Origin of the sequence: Aurantimonas sp. 22II-16-19i (assembly GCF_002088275.1) — a bacterium.
Taxonomy (GTDB): domain Bacteria; phylum Pseudomonadota; class Alphaproteobacteria; order Rhizobiales; family Rhizobiaceae; genus Jiella.
In genome coordinates this window covers 1-18,289 of sequence record NZ_AQQS01000034.1, presented here as the reverse complement: position 1 = coordinate 18,289, position 18,289 = coordinate 1, and the positions used below count along the sequence as shown (strand labels likewise).

15 protein-coding genes are annotated in these 18,289 nt (G+C 69.9%); 5 read left to right on the top strand and 10 right to left on the bottom strand.

The genetic code is table 11. The features are described from left to right. Positions 1-24: 24 nt before the first annotated feature. Positions 25-1,353 (top strand): FMN-binding glutamate synthase family protein, encoded by a 1,329-nt coding sequence (locus tag ATO4_RS21340; protein WP_083593798.1) that lies wholly within the window; start codon positions 25-27, stop codon positions 1,351-1,353. 79 nt (positions 1,354-1,432) lie between these two features. Then, positions 1,433-2,740 carry a type III glutamate--ammonia ligase gene (glnT, locus tag ATO4_RS21335; RefSeq protein WP_083593797.1) on the top strand — a complete coding sequence of 436 codons (1,308 nt, stop codon included), beginning with the start codon at positions 1,433-1,435 and terminating at the stop codon, positions 2,738-2,740. Positions 2,741-2,966: 226 nt separating this feature from the next. On the opposite strand, the gene ATO4_RS21330 is transcribed toward glnT, so the two are convergent. The 5 genes from ATO4_RS21330 to ATO4_RS21310 form a co-directional block, all read right to left on the bottom strand. Further along, positions 2,967-3,752, bottom strand: a complete 786-nt coding sequence (locus ATO4_RS21330; protein WP_083593796.1) for an SDR family oxidoreductase — start codon at positions 3,750-3,752, stop codon at positions 2,967-2,969. 296 nt (positions 3,753-4,048) lie between these two features. After that, positions 4,049-4,921: a DUF296 domain-containing protein gene (locus ATO4_RS21325; RefSeq protein WP_083593795.1), complete on the bottom strand. Its 873-nt coding sequence runs from the start codon at positions 4,919-4,921 to the stop codon at positions 4,049-4,051. A gap of 1 nt (position 4,922) precedes the next feature. Next, entirely contained in the window at positions 4,923-6,542 is a 1,620-nt protein-coding gene (locus tag ATO4_RS21320) for an acyl-CoA synthetase (RefSeq protein WP_176223106.1), read from the bottom strand. Continuing rightward, positions 6,539-7,708, bottom strand: coding sequence for an acetyl-CoA acetyltransferase (locus ATO4_RS21315; RefSeq protein WP_083593793.1), 1,170 nt, complete (start codon positions 7,706-7,708; stop codon positions 6,539-6,541). Before ATO4_RS21315 ends, ATO4_RS21320 begins: the two co-directional genes overlap by 4 nt. Next, positions 7,705-8,661, bottom strand: coding sequence for an IclR family transcriptional regulator (locus ATO4_RS21310; RefSeq protein WP_245308874.1), 957 nt, complete (start codon positions 8,659-8,661; stop codon positions 7,705-7,707). Before ATO4_RS21310 ends, ATO4_RS21315 begins: the two co-directional genes overlap by 4 nt. A 185-nt stretch (positions 8,662-8,846) precedes the next feature. Between ATO4_RS21310 and ATO4_RS21305 the strand changes: the two genes are divergently transcribed. From ATO4_RS21305 to ATO4_RS21295, 3 genes are all read left to right on the top strand, one after another. Then, positions 8,847-9,863, top strand: coding sequence for a DctP family TRAP transporter solute-binding subunit (locus tag ATO4_RS21305; RefSeq protein ID WP_139802607.1), 1,017 nt, complete (start codon positions 8,847-8,849; stop codon positions 9,861-9,863). 124 nt (positions 9,864-9,987) lie between these two features. Next, positions 9,988-10,479, top strand: a complete 492-nt coding sequence (locus ATO4_RS21300) for a TRAP transporter small permease (protein ID WP_083593790.1) — start codon at positions 9,988-9,990, stop codon at positions 10,477-10,479. A gap of 2 nt (positions 10,480-10,481) precedes the next feature. Continuing rightward, positions 10,482-11,828 (top strand): TRAP transporter large permease, encoded by a 1,347-nt coding sequence (locus ATO4_RS21295; protein WP_083593789.1) that lies wholly within the window; start codon positions 10,482-10,484, stop codon positions 11,826-11,828. An 87-nt stretch (positions 11,829-11,915) separates the two neighbouring features. On the opposite strand, the gene ATO4_RS21290 is transcribed toward ATO4_RS21295, so the two are convergent. The 5 genes from ATO4_RS21290 to ATO4_RS21270 all read right to left on the bottom strand — a co-directional run. Then, complete coding sequence (locus tag ATO4_RS21290) at positions 11,916-13,409, bottom strand: pilus assembly protein TadG-related protein (RefSeq protein ID WP_083593788.1); 1,494 nt, start codon at positions 13,407-13,409, stop codon at positions 11,916-11,918. Positions 13,410-13,623: 214 nt separating this feature from the next. Further along, the gene (locus tag ATO4_RS21285) at positions 13,624-14,658 is read right to left on the bottom strand and encodes a siderophore-interacting protein (RefSeq protein WP_176223105.1); all 1,035 of its coding nucleotides are present in this window, start codon (positions 14,656-14,658) and stop codon (positions 13,624-13,626) included. Positions 14,659-14,714: 56 nt separating this feature from the next. Continuing rightward, positions 14,715-16,694, bottom strand: coding sequence for a Fe(3+)-hydroxamate ABC transporter permease FhuB (gene fhuB / locus ATO4_RS21280; protein ID WP_280940517.1), 1,980 nt, complete (start codon positions 16,692-16,694; stop codon positions 14,715-14,717). 32 nt (positions 16,695-16,726) lie between these two features. Then, complete coding sequence (locus tag ATO4_RS21275) at positions 16,727-17,677, bottom strand: iron-siderophore ABC transporter substrate-binding protein (RefSeq protein ID WP_176223103.1); 951 nt, start codon at positions 17,675-17,677, stop codon at positions 16,727-16,729. 19 nt (positions 17,678-17,696) lie between these two features. Then, positions 17,697-18,289: ABC transporter ATP-binding protein (locus ATO4_RS21270; RefSeq protein ID WP_083593784.1), on the bottom strand; the 593-nt coding region annotated here is incomplete at its 5' end.

The following is an 18,289-nucleotide window of genomic DNA, read 5'->3' as shown; positions in this document are numbered from 1 at the left end:
CTGTGCGGCGGGAGTGCGAGCACCATGACCTATCACAACCCGCCGACCCCGCCGCGCCGCTCCGCGACCTTCGACGACGCCGCGATGGCCGAGATCCGCCGCGCCGCCGCCACCGGCATCTACGACATCCGCGGCGGCGGCACCAAGCGGCCGCTGCCGCATTTCGACGACCTCCTGTTCCTCGGCGCCTCGATGTCGCGCTATCCGCTGGAGGGCTACCGGGAGCGCTGCGACACCTCGGTCACCCTCGGCACGCGCTTTGCGAAGACGCCGATCGAACTGAAGATCCCGGTCACCATCGCCGGAATGAGCTTCGGCGCCCTCTCCGGCCAGGCCAAGGAGGCGCTGGGACGCGGCGCGACACTTGCCGGCACCTCGACGACCACCGGCGACGGCGGCATGACGAACGAGGAGCGCAGCCACTCCGAACGCCTCGTCTACCAGTACCTGCCGTCCCGCTACGGCATGAACCCGGTCGACCTGCGCCGCGCCGACGCCATCGAGATCGTCGTCGGCCAGGGCGCCAAGCCCGGCGGCGGCGGCATGCTGCTCGGCCAGAAGATCTCCGACCGGGTCGCCGGGATGCGCGACCTCCCGAAGGGCATCGACCAGCGATCGGCCTGCCGCCACCCGGACTGGACCGGCCCGGACGACCTGGAAATCAAGATCCTGGAGCTCAGGGAGATCACCGACTGGGAGAAGCCGATCTTCATCAAGGTCGGCGGCTCCCGGCCCTATTACGACACGGCGCTGGCGGTGAAGGCCGGCGCCGACGTCGTCGTCCTCGACGGCATGCAGGGCGGCACGGCGGCGACCCAGGACGTCTTCATCGAGCATGTCGGCCAGCCGATCCTCGCCTGCATCCGCCCCGCCGTCCAGGCGCTGCAGGATCTGGGGCTGCATCGCCAGGTGCAGCTCGTCGTCTCGGGCGGCATCCGCAGCGGCGCCGACGTCGCCAAGGCGCTGGCGCTCGGGGCGGACGCGGTGTCGATCGGCACCGCGGCGCTGATCGCGCTCGGCGACAACGACCCGAAATGGGAGGCCGACTACAACGCGCTGGGCACCACGGCCGGCGCCTATGACGACTGGCACGAGGGCCGCGACCCGGCCGGCATCACGACGCAGGATCCGGCGCTCGCCGCGCGGCTCGATCCGGTCGCGGCGGGCCGGCGCCTCGCCAACTACCTGAAGGTGATCACCCTCGAGGCGCAGACCATCGCCCGGGCCTGCGGCCACAACCACCTGCACAATCTCGAACCGGAAGACCTGGTGGCGCTGACCATCGAGGCGGCGGCGATGGCGCGGGTGCCGCTCGCCGGCACCAGCTGGATACCCGGCCAGACGGGGCTCTGAGACCCCGCGACCGGCATGACCGCCGAGGGAGGCGACGTCCGTTCACTTCGAGCCCAGCACCGTGAGGGGACCCCGTGACGTGACCTGCGACCTGTCCGAATTCGCCGAAAAGACCGGCGTGAAGTATTTCATGATCTCCTTCACCGACCTCTTCGGGGCGCAGCGGGCGAAGCTCGTGCCCGCAGCGGCGATCGGCGAGATGCAGGCGGACGGCGCCGGATTTGCCGGCTTTGCCACCTGGCTCGACCTGACGCCGGCCGACCCGGACCTCTTCGCCATGCCCGACGCGGGCGCTGTCGTGCAGCTTCCCTGGAAGCCGGAGGTCGCCTGGGTTCCCGCCGACCTGACGATGGCCGGCGCGCCGGTCGCCCAGGCGCCGCGGGTGGTGCTGAAGTCCCTCGTTGCGGCCGCCGCCGAGAAGGGGCTGCGGGTGAAGACCGGCGTCGAGGCGGAGTTCTTCCTGCTCGAGGCGGGCGGCAAGGCGATCTCGGACGGTTTCGACACGGCGGAAAAGCCCTGCTACGATCAGCAGGCGCTGATGCGGCGCTACGACGTCGTCGCCGAGATCTGCGACCACATGCTGGCGCTCGGCTGGGCGCCCTACCAGAACGACCACGAGGACGCCAACGGCCAGTTCGAGATGAACTGGGCCTTCGACGACGCTCTGACCACCGCCGACCGGCACTCCTTCTTCAAGTTCATGGTCAAGTCCGTCGCCGAGACGCACGGGCTGCGCGCCACCTTCATGCCGAAGCCGTTTTCCGGCCTCACCGGCAATGGCTGCCACTGCCACGTCTCGGTCTGGGACACGGCCGGCACCACCAACGCCTTTGCCGACGAGACGCAGCCCTTCGGCCTGTCGGCCCGGGGCCGGGCGTTTCTCGGCGGCATCATGCGCCACGGCGAGGGGCTCGCCGCGATCACCAATCCGACGGTCAACTCCTACAAGCGCATCAACGCGCCACGCACCGTCTCCGGCGCCACCTGGGCGCCGAACACGATCACCTGGACCGGCAACAACCGCACCCACATGGTGCGCGTGCCGGGCCCGGGGCGCTTCGAATTGCGGCTGCCCGACGGCGCGGTGAACCCCTATCTCCTGCAGGCTGCGATCATCGCGGCGGGGCTCGACGGTCTTGCCACCGAGGCCGATCCCGGGCCGCACAGCGACCTCGACATGTACAAGGACGGCCACAAGCTGGCCGGCGCGCCGAAGCTGCCGCTGAACCTTCTCGACGCGCTGCGGGCCTTCGAGGCCGACGAGGCGCTGACCGCCGCCCTCGGCCCGGCCTTCTCCCAGGCCTATGCCCGGCTGAAGCGGGAGGAATGGAACAGCTACTGCCGCCACTTCACGGCATGGGAGCGCGAGACGACCCTCGACGTCTGAGCGCCGAGGATCGGGATCGGGATCCCCTTCGGCGCGAGGCGGGAGGCGCGAGCGACCGGGGCGGCGGCCCCGGCGGCACGGGGCTGGCTCCCGCCGAAGCCGGTCTGTTCGTCCATCCCGCCGGCGGATCTTCCCCGACGGCCGAAGCCGCGGGCCCGTCAGGCTCGCGGCTTTTGGCTCCTGGCTCTTGCCTCGAGGCTTCTGGTTCGGGGCCTCGGGGCAGGCCTCAGCCGCCGCGCATGTCGCGGCGAAGCGTGGCAAGGCCGATGCCGGCGGCATCGAAGCCGCCGTCGACCCCGAGGATCTGGCCGGTGACGTAGCTCGCCCGCTCCGACGAGAGATAGAAGATCGCGTCGGCGAGCTCCTCCTCGAGACCGTAGCGCTCGAGCGGAATCGTGTCGCGATAGTCGGCGCGGATCGCATCGCTGTGGACGGCCTTGGCCATCGCCGTGTCGACCGGCCCTGGCGCGACGGCATTGGCGCGGATACCGAGATGGGCGAGTTCCACCGCCTGCTGCTTGGTCAGGTGCTTCAGCGCCGCCTTGGAGGTGCCGTAGGCGACGCGCAGGGTGGAGGCCCGGAAGCCGGAAATCGAGGTGATGTTGACGATCGCCCCGCCGCCGGTCTTCGCCATGACGGGCGCGCAGGCGTTGGTCATCAGGAACGGGCCGGTAAGATTGACGGCGAGCACCCGCTGCCACTCCTCGTGGGTGGTCTCGAGCAGCGGCTTGAAGACGGCGGTGCCGGCATTGTTGACGAGGGCGTCGATCCGGCCGAAGCATGCCTCGGTGGCGGCGACGGCGCGCGCCACGGCATTGGGGTCGGAAACGTCGGCGACGATCGCCATGGTGTCGTCGGGTCGCTCGAGCGCCTCGACCGCCGCCTCCTGCGCCGCGCCGTCGATGTCGAGCAGCGCGACCTGCCAGCCCTCTTCCAGAAAGCGCCTGGCCGCCGCCAGGCCGATGCCCCGCGCCGCGCCGGTGATCAGCGCGACCTTGGTGGATTGTGTCATGTGATGCTGTCTCCCTGTAATTCGGCGCACACCGGAGACGTTGCGCATCCGGTTACCCCCCTCTGCCTGCCGGCATCTCCCCCACAAGGGGGGAGATCGATCTCGTTCGAAGCCTCATGCCATTTTCGGCCACGGCATTTCCGCGCGAACAATCCACTCGCCGATGCCCAGCAGCACCCGACTGCCAGGCGCCGCGGCCGAAGCTGCCGATCTCCCCCCTTGTGGGGGAGATGGCTGGCAAGCCAGAGGGGGGTGCCTCGGCACATCCACCACCCCGCCATGCCGCAACGACGCCCTCATCCCTCCGGCACCACCACCAGCTCGAAGGTCACGCAGACCGGATTGTCGCCGCGCGCCAGAACGCCCTCGAAGATCGCCCCGTCCATGGCGACGACCACGATGTCCAGCCGGACGCGGCCGTTCTCCAGCCGGCCGTCGCGGATCAGAAGTTCGGAGGCGTAGGAGGGCATCGGCGGGCCGTTCTCGAAGCGCGCCTCGTTGAGGCTGCCGATGCCGTGGATGCGGGCGCGGGTGATGCCCTCGTTTCGGCAGACGACCTCGATCGCCTGGCAGACGTCCTGGTTCGGCCTGAGCGTCAGGGCGAGGGCGCGAGGCGTGCCCGATTCTTGGCGAGCCGCGTCGTTCAGATCGCGATCGGCTGGCTCGGCGGCGAACAGGCGGAAATTCGTCTCGTCGTCCTGCCGGGACTCGAACGCCGCGCCGCGAAGGCCGATGCCCGTCACCCGCACCGGCTCGGCGGCGAGGCTGTCGGGGGGCAGCATGTGGCCCATGGCGAGCGGGCCGCCTGCCGCCTGCCAGAGCCCATGACAATGGACGAAGGGCGCGCCGTCGCGGCGGCCGACGATGGCGCCGGCCTCGGTCACGGTGACGACGCCCTCCGGCGCAAAGGTCTGCGAGTACCAGGCCGCATGGCTGGGGCCCGGCGAGCCGGCCGGCATGACATAGCGGAACGGGGCCAGCCGCGCGCCGGCGAGGCTGACATAGCCGGCGTCGCAGCCGGCCGCCGCGATGCCCCGGCCGAGCCCGGCCTCCATGGTCTCGCCGGGCGCAACGGTGAAATCGAGCGCCACCGCCTCGCCCCAGGCCTTCGCATGGCGGATCGGCGCGGCGGGACCGGGATGGCGGATCGTCCGCATCACTGCGGCCATCTCAGGCGGCCGCCCCGGCGGTCAGCACGCCGCGCTCTTCCAGCGCCTGGCGCACCAGCTTCTTGGTGATCTTGCCATAGGCCGACTTCGGCATTTCCTCGAAGAAGACGAAACGCTTCGGCATCTTGTAGCGGGCGATCCTGGCGGCGAGGAACGCGCCGATCTCCGCCTCGGACACCGCCTCGCCGGGAACCGCGACGAGAACGGCGATGCCGACCTCGCCCCAGTCGGGATCCGGCACGCCGACGATGGCGGCTTCGGAGATCTTCGGATGGGCGAGGATCTTCTCCTCGATCTCGCGCGGATAGACGTTGGAGCCGCCGGAAATGTACATGTCCGACGCCCGGCCGGTGATGTAGAGATAGCCCGCCGCGTCCCGGTGGCCGAGATCGCCGGTGCGGAACCAGCCATTGCGGAAGGCCTTCCGGTTGGCTTCCGGGTTGTCGTAATAGCCGGCGAAGACCGCCGGCCCAGTGACGCAGATCTCGCCGGTCTGGCCGAGCGGCAGTTCGGCGCCGGCCTCGTCCTGGATCGACAGCTCCATGCCGGTGCGCTCGAAGCCGCAGGTGCCGAGGCGGGCGGCTTCGTCGTCGAGGCTGTGCTCGCCACCGGGCAACACGGTGATGTTGCCGGTCACCTCGCCGAGGCCGAAATACTGGACGATGACGGGACCGAGCTTTTCCAGCGCCCGCTTCTGGTCCGCCCGGTACATCGGCGCGCCGGCATAGATCATGTAGCGCAGCGAGGAATGGTCGAAATCGTCCACCGACGGATGCTCGACCAGCCGTTTGACGATGGTCGGCACGGTGAACGTGTTGGTGACCTTCAGGCGCTCGACGAGCCCCCAGGTCTCGGCGACGTCGAAGCGTTCCGACGGCAGGAGCACCGTCGTCGCGCCGGCCGCGACCTGGGTCAGCTGGTGGACGCCCGCCCCATGGGAGAGCGGCGCGACGACCAGCGAGACGTCGTCCGGCCCGGTGCCGGGCATCAGGTCGTTGAGATGGTTGACGGCGACGAAGGCCATCTGGCCGTGGGTGAGCACCGCCGCCTTGGGCCGACCCGTGGTGCCGGAGGTGAAGAAGAACCAGCACGGGTCGTCGCGGTCGACGGCGGCGTTCGGGACGTCTTGCCCGAGATGGGCCTCGACCAGCGCGTCGTAATCCTCGCCGAAGGCCGCCTCGCCGATGGAAAGAGTGAAGCCCGGCGCGCGCTCCGATCGCCGGCAGGCCTCGGCATGGGCCGGGAAGCCGGCGTTGCAGATCAGGCCGCTCGCCCCGCTCGCCTCCAGGAGAAAGGCGACCTCCTCCGGCGTCTGGCGGAAATTGGTCGGCACATAGACCGCCCCCAGCCGGAAGCAGGCGAACATCGCCTCGAACATCTGGTTGCAGTTCTGCGACTGGACCAGAATCCGATCACCCTTCGTCACGCCGTAGCGATCCTTCAGGGCCGCCGCCATGGCGCTGACGCGGGCGTCGAAGTCGCACCAGCTCCAGGCCCTGTCGCCCCAGACGAGGGCCGGCCGGTCGCCGAGGCGGCGCGCCGCCCTTGTGACGAGATGGGCGAGGTTGGAAACCCTTGTCGATTGCGGCGCGACGCCTCCCTTCGGCGCGCCGTCCATCACTTCACCCGCTCCAGGATCGAGACGTAGTTGGCGACCGCGGCGCCGCCCATGTTGAAGACGCCGGCGGTCTTGGCGTCCCGGATCTGCATGTCGCCGGCCTCGCCCATCAGCTGCATCGCGGCCATCACATGCATGGAAACGCCGGTGGCGCCGATCGGATGGCCCTTCGACTTGAGGCCGCCGGACGGATTGACGGGAAGCCGGCCGTCCTTGCGGGTGATGCCCTCGCGCACGACCTTGTAGCCCTCGCCGCGCTTCGCCAGCCCCATCGCCTCGTATTCGATCATCTCGGCGATGGTGAAGCAGTCGTGGGTCTCGACCAGGTCGAGATCGTCGAGGGTCAGCCCCGCCTCCTCCAGCGCCTTGGCCCAGGCCGTGCGGGCGCCGGCGAATTCGGTCGGGTCGCGCCGCGAGATGGCGAGGACATCGTTGGCGTGGCGGCGCGCCCTGAAGGCGATCGCCCGCTCGAGGGTCTCGGCGGTCTCCTCGTCGGCGAGCACGATTGCCGCCGCCCCGTCGGACACCAGCGAGCAGTCGGTGCGCCGCAAGGGCCCCGCGACATAGGGGTTCTTGTCGGAAACGGTGTTGCAGAAGTCGAAGCCGAAATCCTTGCGCATGTGGGCGTAAGGATTGGCCATGCCGTTGGAATGGTTCTTCGCGGCGATCATCGCGAGTTCTTCCGAGCGGTCGCCGTATTTCTGGAAATAGGTCTGGGCGATGCGGCCGAAGATGCCGGCAAAGCCGCCTTCCACCTCGGCCTCCTCCTCGCGGTAGCTCGCCCCGAGCAGGATGTCGCCGACCTCGACGGTCGGGATCGCGGTCATCTTCTCGGCGCCGACGACGACGGCGATGCGGCCCCGGCCGGCCTCGATGAAGTCCATCGCCGTATAGAGGGCGGCCGAGCCGGTGGCGCAGGCGTTTTCCATGCGGACCGCCGGCACCTGGCCGAGCCCGTCATGGGCCATGCCGACGAGGGCGCCCTGGAAGTCCTGCTTGGAAAAGCCGTTGTTCATGACGCCGACGAAGATGCCGTCGACATCCGCCGTCTCGATGCCGGCATGGGCGATGGCGGGGCCGACGACTTCCGCCATCAAAGCTTGGGTCGAGGGCGCCTCGACCTTGCCGAAATGGCTGTGCGACCAGCCGACGATGCGTGCCTTGCTCATGATCCGATACCTCCCAGAAAAACCGTTTGGCGGGGCGCCTCGGCCCCTGCCGTCTCGACCGCCCCTGCCCTCTCGATCGCCCCTGACCTCTCGATCGCCCGGGCCGTTTCGCCCGCCCGAGCCGTTTCGCTCGCATGGCGGCCCGAAGCGGTCACCGGCCGGAAGCGGCGTTCGAGCCGCGCCTCGACCTTGGCGACTTCGAGCGCCAGCTCGTGGGCGAGCTCCCCCTGGCGCGCCTCGCCCATCCGGCTGTCGATCGCCGCGATGGAGAGCGCCCCGGCGATCCGGCCGTCCGGGTAGCGGGCGGCCATGCCGATCGCCCAGGAATTCTGCAGCACCCGCCCCGGATTGAGCGCGAAGCCGCGGCGGCGGGCGAAGGCGACGTCGGCCTCGATCGCCTCGGGCGTATAGGCAAGATAGCGTTCGGCCAGCACAGCGCCATTGGCGGCGAGAACCCGCCCGATCTCGCCATCGTCGAGGGCCGCCAGCATCGCCATGGCGCCGGCACCGACCCCGAGCGGATGCCGGTGGCCGGGCAACAGCGCATGGGTGCGGATCGGGAAGGCGCCTTCCTCCCGGTGGAGGCAGACCGAATGGTCGCCGCGCCGGACGCAGGCGAAGCTGGTGTCGCCGCTCTTCCTCGACAGGACGGCGAGGCTTTCCAGCGCACAGTCGAGAAAGCCGAAGCGGTGGGAGGCGAGGACGCCGAGGACGTAGGCTTCCTCGCCGAGGAAATAGCGGCGGGTGACGGGATCCTGCTCGACGAGGCGCGAGCGCATCAAGGCGAGCACCAGCCGGCGCGCCGTCGGGCGGTTGAGGCCGCTCCCCTCGACGATCGAAGCGAGGCTGGCGCCGCTGTCGCAATGGCGGCCGATCAGCGAGAGCAGCATCAGCGCCCGGTCGACGCTCTGCGCTCCGCCGCTCTCCGCCGTGGCCTTTTCCAGCGTGTCCAACCCCGCACCCCGTCCAGATTGTGGACATGAATTTCTCAGCGCCATTGTCAGGCAAGCGATAAGAACTTGCAAGCGGCAGCGTTGGATGGCAACCTCCGCCTCACTGGCCATGATCGACGTCCATCATGTGGACCCCTTGGAGGAGGGCGGCGCGGCCGGCAGATTTCGTCCCGGGAGGAAGCACCATGACACTGAAGCATCTCGCCGCCGCTGCGGCCCTTGCCGCCGCCTTCGCGGCCACCGCGCTGACGCCGGCACTCGCCGAGACGTTCCGCCTGTCGCACAACACCAACGACACCACCACCTGGCAGAAGGGCGCCGAGAAGTTCAACGAGTTGCTCGAGAAGGGCTCGAACGGCGAGATGGACGTGCGGATCTTCCCGAACGCCCAGCTGACCGGCGGCGACCAGATGAAGCAGGCCGAGATGGTCGGCCGCGGCGCCCTCGACTTCGTCGTCACCTCGGCGATCAACGTGACCCCGCTGGTGCCCGAGATGGCGGTGTTCTCGCTGCCCTATCTCTATTCCGACTATGACGACGTCGATGCCACCACCGCCGGCAAGCCCGGCGAGCGGATGACCGAGATCATGGCCGAGAAGGGCATCGTCGTCCTCGCCTGGGGCGAGAACGGCTTCCGCGAGGTGACCAACAACGCCCGTCCGATCAAGTCGCCCGCCGACATGAAGGGCCTGAAGATGCGCGTCGCCGGGCCGATGTATATCGACGTGATGAACGCGCTCGGCGCAAATCCCCAGCAGATGCAGTGGACCGAGACCTTCTCGGCGCTGCAGCAGGGCGTCGTCGACGGCCAGGAGAACCCGATCGGCGCGGTGATCATTCCGCAGCGGGTCTACGAGGTCCAGAAATACATCACGCCCTGGCACTATTCCTACGACCCGATCTTCATCGGCGTTTCCCAGAAGCTGTGGGATTCGTGGGACGCCGAAAAGCAGGCGATCGTCCGCGACGCGGCCGAGCAGGCGATGACCTACCAGAAGCAGGTCACCCGCGAGGATACCGCCAAGGGGCTGGCCTTCCTGAAGGAACAGGGCATGGAGATCTACGAGCCGAGCGCCGAGGAGATCGACGCCTTCCGCCAGGCGACCAAGCCCGCCTTCGACACCTGGGCCACAAAGGTCGGCCCGGATCTCGTCGCGCTCTTCCAGGAGACGATCACGGCCGGCGCCAAGCCCGCCAACTGAGGCGCAACGCGGCGGCGCCCGGTCGGTCGCCGCCGCCCCTCAGTCATCAAGGCTCGGCGGCTTCGCCGCCATGGTCTGCCGACCGCCGGCGAGGCCCGACGTTTCACCCATCCGAGAAGCCCCCATGCGTCACCTCCTCGACGAGGCGGAAAAGATCATCTGCGCCGCCATCTTCCTGGCGATGACCGGCCTCGGCTTCGTCAACGTCGTGGTGCGCTACCTGACGAGCTATTCCTTCGCGGCGACGCAGGAGCTGCTGCTCGACGGCTTCCTGCTGATCACCGTCTTCGGCGCGGCGATCGCGGCGCGGCGCGGCGAGCATCTGGCCGTGACGCTGGTGACCGACCTGCTGCCGGCGGCCGGCCGGCGCGTCGCCGTGGCGATCTCGGCGGCGCTGTCGGTGCTGCTTTTGGCGCTGTCGGCCTGGTACACGCTGGGGCTCGTGCAGAACCAGTATGAGAGCGGCGTCACCTCGTCGGGCATGCAGATCCCCGAATGGTACGTCTCGGTCGGGCTGCCGGTCGGCTTCACGCTGATCGCCATCCGCCTCGTCCAGGCGGGCTTTGCCGAATGGCGCCAGCCGGGCGGCGTGCCCGACGACGGCAAGGGGATCTGACGGTGCTCGATCTCGATCCCGGCACGGCGATGGTCGTCCTGTTCTTCGTGCTGCTGGCCCTGCGCGTGCCGGTCGCCTTCGCCCTCGGCCTCTCCTCGCTCTTTGCCATGTGGCAGCTCGGCTTCGGCCTCGATCTCGTCGGTGATCTGCTGTCCAGCGGCATCGCGAAATTCTCGCTGCTGGCGATCCCGTTCTTCATCCTCGCCGGCGCGCTGATGGGCACGGTCGGCATCGCCGAGCGGATGATCCGCTTCTTCCGGGTGCTGGTCGGCGACCTGCCCGGCGGCATGGGCGTCGTCGGCACGGTGGTCTGCCTGTTCTGGGGCGCCGTCTCCGGCTCCGGCCCCGCCTCGGTGGCGGCGATCGGGCCCTTGATCATCCGCGGCATGGAGGAGGACGGCTATCCGCGGCCCTTCGCCGCCGCCCTCGTCTGCACCGGCGCGGCGCTGTCGATCGTCATCCCGCCGTCGATCGGCCTCGTCATCTACGGCGTCATCGCCGAGACCTCGATCGCCAAATTGTTCATCGCCGCGATCATCCCCGGCCTCGTCATGGGCCTTTTGATGATCGCGACGCTGCCCTTCGCCGGCAAGGCGCGGCATGCGGCGCTGGCGACGACAGCCGGCTCCGGCGGCACGGGCGGCCTCGCCACCCTGTCGCCGAGCCCCTATGCGGGGATGAGCTATGCCGGCCGCCTCGGCCGCTCCTTCGTCGACGCCTTCTGGGGACTGCTCACCCCGGTGGTCATCCTCGGCGGCATCTATGGCGGGGTGTTCACACCCACCGAGGCGGCGATCGTCGCCACCGTCTATGCGCTCTCCGTCGGCCTGTTCATCTACCGGACCTTGAGCTTTGCGACGCTCTACAGGGCGCTGGTCGAGGCCAGCGCCTCCTCCGCCGTCGTCATGCTGGTGGTCACCTTCGCCAGCCTGTTCGGCTGGGTGGTGACGGTGGACGACCTCGTCGGCAAGTATTCCGGCGCGCTGCTCGGCATCAGCGACAACGAGTGGATCATCCTCGCCGTGATCATGCTGGTGGTGCTGATCGCCGGCATGTTCATGGATGCGGTGACGATCATGTTCATCGCCCTGCCGATCTTCCTGCCGGTGGTCCACAAGCTCGGCTGGGATCCGGTCTGGTTCGGCGTCGCGCTGATGGTCAACCTGGCGATCGGCCTGTTCACCCCGCCGGTGGGGATCAACCTCTTCGTGGCGGCGAACATCACCAAGATGTCGCTGGAGAAGATCGCGCTCGGCGCCGTGCCGTTCCTGATCACCAGCCTGATCGGGCTGGCGATCATCGCCGCCTTCCCGGAGCTCTCGCACATCCTGTTGCAGTTCATGGAGTGAGGCGGGCGGGCCTGTCGCGGAGCCCTCGCGGGCGGGCCTCGGTCCCGGTGACGCGGCGGGCGCAGGCGCGTCCGCCGGCTGGGTCCGTCAGCTGACGATGCGGATGCGCTTCACCCGCTCGGCGATCGACTGGAAGACTGCGGTGAGCTGGCTGGCGCTGCTGACGGAATAATAGTGGTCGTCGTCGCTGGCGCAGCTCTTCAACAGGCTCTCGTTCCCGTCGATCACCCGGATCGTGTACATCTCCAGATCGCTGCCGTCGGGATTCTTCATCGCCTTGGCGTTCGTGCAGGCGAGCTCCGTCCGCTCGTCGATCTTATTGCTGTCGGACGAGCCGTACCAGCGGTCCTCGGTGTTGTCGCCGTCGGTGAGGACGATCATGATCTGCTTGGTCTTCTCGTCGGTGTTCTTGCCCTGCAGCGGATAGGCGGCGGTCAACGCCTCCATGCCCCACTGGACGCCGACGGCGATGTTGGTGTTGCCGGAGGGGGTGAGCGCGCCGACGGCGGTCCGAAGCGCCGCGAAATCCTCGGTCAGGCCGACGACGGGCTGGAGCGAGCCGCTCTCGCTGCAGTTCGCGGCCCGCATGTAGAGCGAGTTCGACGTCGAGGCGACGGCCGCGTCGGAGGTCGTGTCGTAGGGCTGCTGGCGGTCGTTGATGCAGCCGGAGAAGTTTCCGCTGACCTGGGAGAGCATGTAGCTGCGGTCGTAGACCGCGGTCGTCGAGGTCGTGCAGCCGGAATAGTCGCGGTTCCTGCAGCTGTAGGTCGTCCGGTCGACGCGCAGCGAACCGGCGAGGGTATCGAAGGTGCTGTAGATGTAGGCGAGGTAGCGCGATCCGCTCCGGCCGGCATAGTAGGTGCCGCTCGTGCCGAGCATGAAGCCGGGAGCCGAAGTGCTGCAATAGTCACGGTCCGGAGACGACATCTGGTTGCACTGAACGGTCGGTGCCGCCCACATCGACATGGTCAGGTCCTTCACCTTCACGTCGGTGTCGAAGGGGATCATCGCGACCTGCACCTTGCCGGTGGTCGAGGCTCCGTCGAAATTGTCGAGGAACAGGTTCACCGCCGCCTTGAGCTGATCCATCTTGCCGGACCACTGCATCGAGCCGGTCGAATCGAGGACGAGAACGATGTCGAGCGGCACGTCGGCCTGGCGGACGGTCGAGGCGACCTCCATGTCGAGCTTGTCAATGTGCATCAGCCCGAGAAAGGCGGTCGGCGTCGAGAATTCGGCGTCGTAGACCCAGGCCTTGTCGACCTTGGACAGGGACGTCGCCTTGACGGTGATGTCGGCGTCGAGATTGGCCTTGAAGAAGCGGTCGGCCCGCGCGGTCCGCTCGGCCTCGTCGTTGCCGGAATATTTGGCGGCGGCGAGAGCCGCGGCGTCGGCGGCGGCCTGCACGCTCTCGCGCTCGCGCAAGGCGTTGGAGTAGTCGACGGCACCGCCCATGGCGACGATCAGCGGCACCGCCGCGATGCCCACCATCATGCCGAAATTGCCGCCGGAAGACCGCGCAAACCGTCTGAGCGCCGTCGTGAACCGACGCGGCGGAACTTCACCGATGGTCTTGCCCAAGGTCGTCTCTTTCGTCCCGGTTGAACGGATCAAGCGCGGTGACGATTGCAGAAATTCCCTAACGTTCGATGTGCCGAATCACTCAAATTCGATCGAGGCACCAGGGCGGGCGGCTTGGCGGTGCCCGCACAGCCGGCGAAGGCCCGATCGCGGCGCCGGGGGCTGCGGCGCGTCAGGCGGCCGCCAGCCTCCGCGCATGGCCGGCGGCCGGCCGTCACCGCGTCCAGTAGGCCGAGATGTAGACCTCGTCCTGGGTGATCCCGAGGGTGTCGCGGAAATGCAGGCGGGCCTTGCGCGCCAGTTCGCGCTCGGCGGCGATCCAGACGAAGCGGCTTTCGCCCTCGCCCGGGAACGGCACGGCGGCGATCCGCGTCCAGAGATCCGGCCCCTCGCCGCGGATCAGCCACTCGGCCGTCATGCCTTCGGGCACGGCGAGCTCGCAGCGGTCGGCGATGTCGCCGAGTTCGACGAAGACATGGCCGCGCCGGCCCGGCGGGGATAGTTCGAGGATCCGCCGGATCGCCGGCAGGGCCGTCTCGTCGCCCGCCATCAGCAGGAAGTCGCCGGGCGGCAGCGTGCCGCCGCCGGGGCCGAGCAGGCCGACCTCCTCGCCGGCCTCGGCCTCGAGCGCCCATTGCGTCGCCTTGCCGCCGTCATGGACGTAGAGGTCGAAGTCGAACTCGCCCTTTTCGACGTCCACGGCGACGAAGGTGTAGGCGGGATTGTGCAGCGCGTCCTCGCCCTTCGGCCAGCGGGTGCGGCCGCCGCCGTCGAGATGCGGCCAGACCGGCGCGCGGTCCTTCGGCGGAATGGCGAGACGGAAATGCATGCCGCCCGCGACGAAATCGCCGACAGTCTCGGCTGCCATCGTCATCCGCAAAAAGTTCGGCGAGACCGGCCGGGTGCCGACCACCCGCACCTTGCGGAAATTCGGCGGATAGGCCCCCGTCGGCAGGTCCCCCCGCCAGGTCATCCGCTCCGACAGGCCGGGCGCCGCATGATCGAGGAAATGCAGGAAGGCCTCGCGCATCTCGTGGATCTGCTTCGGGCCGCTCGAGGCGATCCGCACCGAGAAGCCGGCCGCCTCCGGCTCGGCCTCGAGGCGCCCGACGGGCAGCGCGACGCAGAGGCCGTCGCCCTGCCGTTCGACGGCATAGCCGTGCTCGGCGATCTCGGCGGCGATATCGTCGATCAGCGTCGCGGGAAACGGTCCGGCCACGGTACCGACCGCTCGGGCGGGAAACGTCATGTCCGATGTCCTTGCTTCAGTTGACATATCGCCGGAAGTCGGCGGGATCGGCAAGATCAGGCGCCGGCCCCGGCGGCCTTCCGGCGGCTGGTGAGAAGGATGAAGCCGAGGCTGCCGACGAGGCCCGCGACGAGGCCTCCCGGCACCTGCCACGGCGCCATGGCGACCCGGCCGACGAAATCCGACAGCGTCATCACGATGGCGCCGAGGAGCAGCGTCGCGGCGACCTGGACGGCCAGGCGGCGGGCGCGGAGCGCCCGCGCCAGATGCGGCGCGAGAAGGCCGACGAAGCTCAACGGCCCGATCACCATCGTCGCGGCGCTGGCGAGCAGCGCCGCGAGCGCCAGCATGCCCGTCTGGACCGCCCGCACCTTCAGGCCGAGCGCCAGCGGCACCTCGGCGCCGAGATCGAGCAGGGCCACGGGCCTGCGGAAGGCGAGGACGACCGCCACGGTGGCGGCGAGGACGAGGCCGAGCCCCAGCACCTCGGGCAGGGAGACGAGAACGCTCGAGCCGGACAGCCAGGTGAGCAGCGCCGCCGCCTGCATGGAGGCGGTGGCAAGCGCGATGCGGATGATGGAATCGAGGAAGACGCCGAGCGCGATGCCGGCGAGCAGCACCGCGGCGATCTGGTCGCGGTGGCGCCGGGCGAACCAGAGCACCAGCAGGGTCGCGCCGATCGCCCCGACGATGCCGGAGAGAAGCAGCGCGGTGCGCGACAGGACGCCGAGGAACAGCGCCGCGAACACGATCCCCGCCGCCGCCCCGTTGCTGATGCCGAGGAGTTCGGGGCTGGCGAGGTCGTTGCCGACGATCTTCTGGACGAGGAGCCCGGACAGAGCGATCGCCGCCCCGGCCAGCAGCGCGCCGACGACCCGCGGCAGCCGGGCGAGGAAGAGCGCGCCGTCGCCGGAGGGGGCGAGCAGCTCCCAGCCGGCGCCGGTGCGCCCGATCATCAGCGCGGCGGCCGCAACGACGAGGAGGCCTGCGGCCAGCCCGACGAGGAGGCCGGGCCCGGCGTCGTGGAAGCGCCCGTCGGCATGGCCCGCCGGCTGGTGCGGCCGCGCGGCGAGGCGCGTGCGCGACAACAGCACGAACAGCACCGGCGCCCCGAACAGCGCCGTCACCGCGCCGGCCGGGACCAGCCGGCCGGTGAGCTCCGAAGAGAGCTGCGCCAGGGCGTCGGCGGCAAACAGCGCCAGCCCGCCGAGGACGGCGGAGGCGAGAAGCGACCTTGCGACCGAGCGCGGGCGGCAGAGCCGCACGATCGCCGGGATCGCCAGGCCGACGAAGCCGACGACGCCGATGCGGGTGACGACGCAGGCGGTGAGCGCCACGGCGAGGAGGAGGACGGCGAGCCGCGCCGTCTCGGTCTTGAGGCCGACGCTGGCGGCGAGCTGGTCGCCGACGGCAAGGAGACCGATCGCCCGCGAGGCTGCGATGAGCGCCGCGAGGGCGACGGCGAAGGCGGCGAGGAGGATCGTCGCGCTGGTCCAGTCCGACTGGGCGAGATGGCCCGAGCCCCAGAGGAAGAGGAAGGCGAGCTGCTGCTCGTTGAACAGGATGAGCGCGGCGGAGGCCGCCGACAGGAAGAGGGTGATCGCCATGCCGGCCAGCGCCAGCCGGGCGGGCTCGAAGCCGGTGCGCCGGCCGATCAGATAGACGAGGCCGGTGGCGGCGAGCGCCCCGGCAAGACTCCAGGCCTCGCGCGGCAGGACGGTCGCGGCCGGGCCGGCGAGCGCCGAAAGCGCCAGCGCGAACTGCGCCCCCGCCGAGACGCCGAGGGTGGTCGGCGAGGCGAGCGGATTGCGCAGTACCGCCTGCATCGCCGCGCCGGCAAGGCCGAGCGAGGCGCCGGCGACCAGCGACACGACGATGCGCGGCAGGGTCGCGTAATGGAACATCACCGCCGCGAAGACGTCCTCCGGCGGATCGAACAGACCCAGCCGCACGACGTCGAAGGTGACGCGCGGATCCCAGCCGGCAGCCGACGCGGCGACGCCGGTCGCGGCCAAAAGCAGCGCGACGAGGGCGATCCGCGTCGCCGGAGCCGGATCCTGCGAGGCGATCAGTTGCCCGTCTCCGCCAAGGTCTGCGTCAGGGCCGCGGCGATCGCATCGGCCATGTGGATCGCCGAGGGAATGCCGCCGAAGGTCCAGGTGACGGAGAGGTCGTGGACCGCCTTCGCCCGCACCGCCGGCAGCGCCCGGCCGAGCGGCGTGTCGAAGACGGCGGCCATCTGGTCGTCGCGCACCGGCCCGGCGACGAGGATCGCGGCGTCCGGATCCTCGGCGAGCGCGCTCGGCTCGACCGTCGCAAAGCCCCACTCGTTGACCGTGCCCTGATAGGCATTGGTCAGGCCGAGCCGGGACAGCACCGTGTCGGCGATCGATCCCTTGCCGTGGACGCGCAGGGCGTTGCCGTCGATGATGCGGACGAAATAGATGGGACGCCCCGCAAGGCCGGCGGCGGCGAGCCTCGCCGCATCGGCCTCGAACGCCGTGTCGGCGCTGCCGATCAGCGCCTCGGCGGCTTGCGACTTGCCGGTCAGCGCGCCGATCCTGCGGGTGCCTTCGAGAACCGCTTCATAGGCATCGGTGCCGGTGCCGTTGAGGGTCACGTCCTCGACCGGCGCGATCGCCTCGAGCTTGCCCTTCAGGGGCCGGAGATGGGCGTGGGAGAGGATCAGGTCCGGCTTCAGCCGGGCGAGTTCCTCCAGATTGGGCTCCTGGCGCGAGCCGACCTCGGCGACGGCCTCGGGCAGCGCGGGCGTCGCCACCCATTCGCGGTAGCCGCCGGCATCGGCCGCGCCGACCGGCGTGATGCCGAGGGCAAGCAGCGTCTCGAGCCCGGCCCACTCCATGACGGCGATCCGCTCCTTGCCGGAAACGGGCCGGGAGGCGGGCCCAGCGTCGGGCCCCGCGGCCTCGGCGCCGGCGGGCGCGGCGAGAAGCGCCAGGCCGGCGAGCGCTGCGAGGACGAAACGGCAGATGGCGTGGCAGGCGAAGCGACGCGTCATGGTCCCCTCCATGGTTGGATTACAGCGGATAGACGATGGTCGGCCCGGCCTCGGCCGGTCGCACGGTGCCGATCGGCAGGTCGTAGATCGCCGACAGGACGTCGGGTTTGGCCAGCGCCTCCGGCGGCCCGGCAAAGACCGTCCGCCCGGCCTTCAGCGCGATGAGATGATCGGCGAAGCGCACCGCCATGCCGACGTCGTGGATGGCCATGACGATGGTGAGGTCGTGGGTGTCCTTCAGCGACCTCAGGAGCCGCAGCACTTCCAGCTGGTGCTTGAGGTCGAGGGCGGCGGTCGGCTCGTCGAGGAGCAGGCAGGCCGGCTCCTGGGCGAGCAGCATGGCGAGCCAGGCGCGCTGGCGCTCGCCGCCGGAGAGGCTGGTCATCGCCCGCTCGCCCATCGTCGCCAGCCCCACCCGGTGCAGCGCGTCGGCGACGGCCCGCTCGTCCTCTGCCCCGTGACGCCCGAAGGCGCCGCGCCAGGGATAGCGGCCGAGCCGGGCCACCTCCGCGACTGTCATGCTGGCGGCGAGCGGCGGCTGCTGCGGCAGCCAGCCGACGCGGCGGGCGAAGTCGCGGCTGCCATAGCGGCCGATCGGATCGCCGGCGAAGA